The organism is Mycobacterium sp. (assembly GCF_032162105.1).
Lineage (GTDB): Bacteria > Actinomycetota > Actinomycetes > Mycobacteriales > Mycobacteriaceae > Mycobacterium.
Genome location: NZ_JAVRPS010000643.1, coordinates 1 through 3,532, shown reverse-complemented (window position 1 = coordinate 3,532; position 3,532 = coordinate 1). Strand labels below are relative to the sequence as shown.

The 3,532-nt window shown below is 65.8% G+C and carries 4 protein-coding genes; 2 read left to right on the top strand and 2 right to left on the bottom strand.

All coding sequences use genetic code 11. The features are described from left to right. On the bottom strand, window positions 1–608 hold a 608-nt coding region (locus QOC69_RS32420), incomplete at its 3' end, for a GMC family oxidoreductase (protein ID WP_526446593.1). Window positions 609–621: 13 nt separating this feature from the next. Beyond that, window positions 622–2,100 carry an aldehyde dehydrogenase family protein gene (locus QOC69_RS32415; RefSeq protein ID WP_526446592.1) on the bottom strand — a complete coding sequence of 493 codons (1,479 nt, stop codon included), beginning with the start codon at window positions 2,098–2,100 and terminating at the stop codon, window positions 622–624. Between the two features lie 172 nt (window positions 2,101–2,272). Between QOC69_RS32415 and QOC69_RS32410 the strand changes: the two genes are divergently transcribed. Both QOC69_RS32410 and QOC69_RS32405 read left to right on the top strand, forming a co-directional pair. After that, window positions 2,273–2,734: a Zn-ribbon domain-containing OB-fold protein gene (locus QOC69_RS32410; RefSeq protein WP_526446591.1), complete on the top strand. Its 462-nt coding sequence runs from the start codon at window positions 2,273–2,275 to the stop codon at window positions 2,732–2,734. A gap of 5 nt (window positions 2,735–2,739) precedes the next feature. After that, a partial coding sequence (locus QOC69_RS32405) for a thiolase family protein (RefSeq protein WP_526446594.1) occupies window positions 2,740–3,532 on the top strand: 793 nt, incomplete at its 3' end.

Here is a 3,532-nt window from a genome sequence, read left to right as displayed (position 1 = left end):
GGGTGCAGGAACGCGTGGGCAGCGCTGACCCGCTGGCCGTCCTTGATGGTGCGCGCCGCCGGTCCGATTCGCTCGTCATCGCTGTCGTTGATGTCGTCGGTGCGCGACCAGCCCATCTTCCTGCCCGCTTCGATGACCTCGTCGCAGATGTCGGGAAGGTCGGGGTCCAGCGACACGGTCAGTGGCCCGCCGGCACCGCGCATTGCATTGGCGCCCAGCTGGTGATCCTCGATGGCCTTGAAGATGGGCAGCATGGTGTCCCACCCCCACCCGGGATTACCGCGTCGCGCGAGCTCGTCGTAGTCAGCGCGATGACCCCGGTTGTAGACCATCCCGTTCACTGCGCTGGAGCCGCCAAGCGTCTTGCCTCGCACCCATTGCTCGACCTTGTGATTGGGTCCGATGGGCCGTACGGGGTGATGCCAGGCCAGCTTCGGGTTTCCCAGAATCTTCCCAAAACCCTTGGGTATCTTGATCATGGGACTGCGATCTCTGCCGCCGGCCTCCAGCAGCAGAACCCTTGTTCGTGGATCGCGACTGAGCCGGTTTGCCAGCACACAGCCAGCCGACCCGGCGCCCACCACGATGTAGTCGAACGTCATCGTCATCGGTTGATCCCGTTCAGGAGCCGGCCGGGCTGGCGATGGTCTTGACTTGCAGGTAGTCGCGGAATCCGTCCTCGCCGTGCTCGACGCCGTCGCCACTGATGCCGTAGCCGCCGAAGGGCGCGTCGGGGGAGAGGTAGAACGAATTGTTGATGTTGACCGTGCCCGCCTTGAGCCGATTGGCCACGCGCCACGCCCGCTGTTCGTCAGCGGACTGAACATATCCCGACAACCCGTACCGACTGTTGTTGGCCACGCGGACCGCCTCGTCGTCGTCACCGTCGTAGCGCACGACTGTCAGCACCGGCCCGAACACCTCGGTTTGGGCGAGCTCGGCGTTCTCGTCGACGTCGGCGACAACGGTCGGCAGATACCAGAATCCCTTGCCGCCACGGTCAGCGCGGTGACCGCCGACGACGAGCCGGGCGCCGTCGGCAACGGCCCGGTCGACCAGCCCTTCGATGCGGTCGAGTTGCTCGGCGCGGATGATCGGCCCGACGACGGTGCTCTCATCGCCGGGATCTCCCCAGGACAGTGCAGCCACCGCGGCCTGCAGGCGCTCGACGACCTCGTCGTAGATGTCGGCGTGCACGACCATCCGCGTCGCCAGGGCGCATCCTTGTCCGCTGTTGGACATGCACATGCCCACACCGACGGCGCATGCCATGTCCAAATTGGCGTCGGGTAACAGGATGTTGGCCGACTTGCCGCCGAGTTCCAGGACGGTGTGACGGATGCCGACGGCGGCGTTCTGCGCGATGCGCTGCCCGACCTGTGGTGAGCCGGTGAAGTGCAGCAGCCCGACCCGTTGGTCGGTGGTGAGCGCCTCGCCGGCGATGGCCTTGTCGGCCGAACTGATGGTGTTCAGCACACCAGGGGGCAGATCGGTCTGCTCGGCGGCCACCTTCGCGATCAGCGCGGCGGTGAGCGGGGTGTCGGGCGCGCTCTTCAACACGACCGCGTTGCCGGTGGCCAGCGCATGACCGACCTTCCAGATGTTGGTCATGAACGGGGCGTTCCACGGCGAGATGGCACCCACGACACCGTAGGGCTCGTAACGAATGCGCCGCTTGCTTTGCATGCCGAGCAGCTCGTAGGCGGGCAGATCCCGTTCCCACGGCCAGGTTTCGATGAGTCCATTGAAGTAACTCATGTCGTCGATCTGAGCCGTCACGTGCGTCAACGTCGCCGAGTACGGCGTACCCGCCTCGGCCACGGCCAGTGCACGGAACCTGTCGGCTTCCTCGTGAAGCGCGCTCTGGAGTTGGTCGAGGCACTTGCGCCGGAACGCGTGATTGGTCGACCAGTCAGTCGAGCGCACCGCGTTGTCGGCGGCCGCCACGGCGCTGCTCATGTCCTCTGGATCGGCGTCGACGGCAGTGGCGACCACCGACTCATCGGCCGGATTGATCACGTCGTATCGGCGGCCGGAGACCCCCTCGGTGAACTTGCCGTCGATGAACAGCCGGCCCTCGAAGCCGTCGTTGAACGTCATGGTCGCTTCCCGTCGTAAACATTGGCCGGACCGCCGAACCCCAGGCGATCGCATCTATCGGAGCCGAACTATACATGTATAGTACCGAGATGTGAACGGCCTCACAGCGCGAATTTCCGAGTGCGGCACCGGGCCGGGACTCGTCGGTGCCGCCGACGTTCGAGGAGCCATTGTGGGGTTGAATCCCATCGCTGAGAACCTGTTCTGCGAAACCGACGACGGGGTGCACCTCATCGGAGGCCGATGCAGCGACTGCGCGCGCGTCACCTTCCCCGCACGGACGCGCTGCGGACACTGCTATGGCACCTCGATCGTGGACGAGTTGCTGCCCCGGCGCGGCACGGTGTGGACCTGGACCACGCAGTCCTTCCTGCCCAAGGCGCCCTACGCCGGCCCGGAAACCGAAGACGACTTCGCCGGATTCGTCGTCGGGTATGTGGACCTTCCCGGCGCCTGCCGCGTGCAGGCACGCCTCGACGTCCCCGTCGACCAGGCCGCACAACGCGCCGCGATCGGCACCGAAATGGAATCGGTGGCAATCGAATTCAACGTCGACGAAGAAGGACGCCCGATCCACGTCTACGCCTTCCGGCCCGTGACCCCCGCAGCTACCCACCAGGAGGCGCACCAGTGAGCACCATGGCCATCGTCGGCATCGGCATTCACCCCTTCGGTCGCTTCGACTCGACCGCCCAGCAGATGGCCCTCTCGGCGATCGGCGACGCCCTGGCCGACGCCGGGGTGCGCTGGGCCGACATCGAAGTCGCCGTCGGCGGAAGCCTCGACGGCGGCCAGGCCGACGTGATGGTGGGCGCGCTGGGCCCCACGGGCATCCCCTTCATCAACGTGCTCAACGGATGCGCCACCGGTGCGGCCAGTCTCATCACGGCGCGCAACATGATCACCGCCGGGATGGGGGACCTGGGCTTGGTCGTCGGATTCGACAAACATCCCCGCGGCGCGTTCGCCGCAACCGATGTCACGACGTGGGGCGTGGGCAGTTGGTACGGCGAAATTGGGATGTTCCTCAATCCTCAGTTCTTCGGCCTCAAGGCGCAACGCTATCTGCACGACCATCGCATCCCGGTCGAGACGCTGGCCGTCGTCGCTGAAAAGGCCTTCGCCAACGGCGAACTCAACCCCAATGCCTGGCGCCGCAAACCGTTGACCCGCCAGGAGATTGCGACGTCGCGACTCATCAACGATCCGCTGCGCCAGTACATGATCTGTTCTCCTAGCGAGGGAGCAGTGGCCTTGGTGGTGTGTCGCGCCGAGGTGGCCGACCGCTACAGCGACAACCCGATCTATCTGCGCGCGGCCGAACTTGTCAGTCGCAAGGACGGATCGTTCGAACTGTTCCAGACCTCGCTGCCCAGTGAACTGCCGCCCACCCCGTCGGAGCTGGCGTCCCAACGTGCCTACGCCGCAGCGG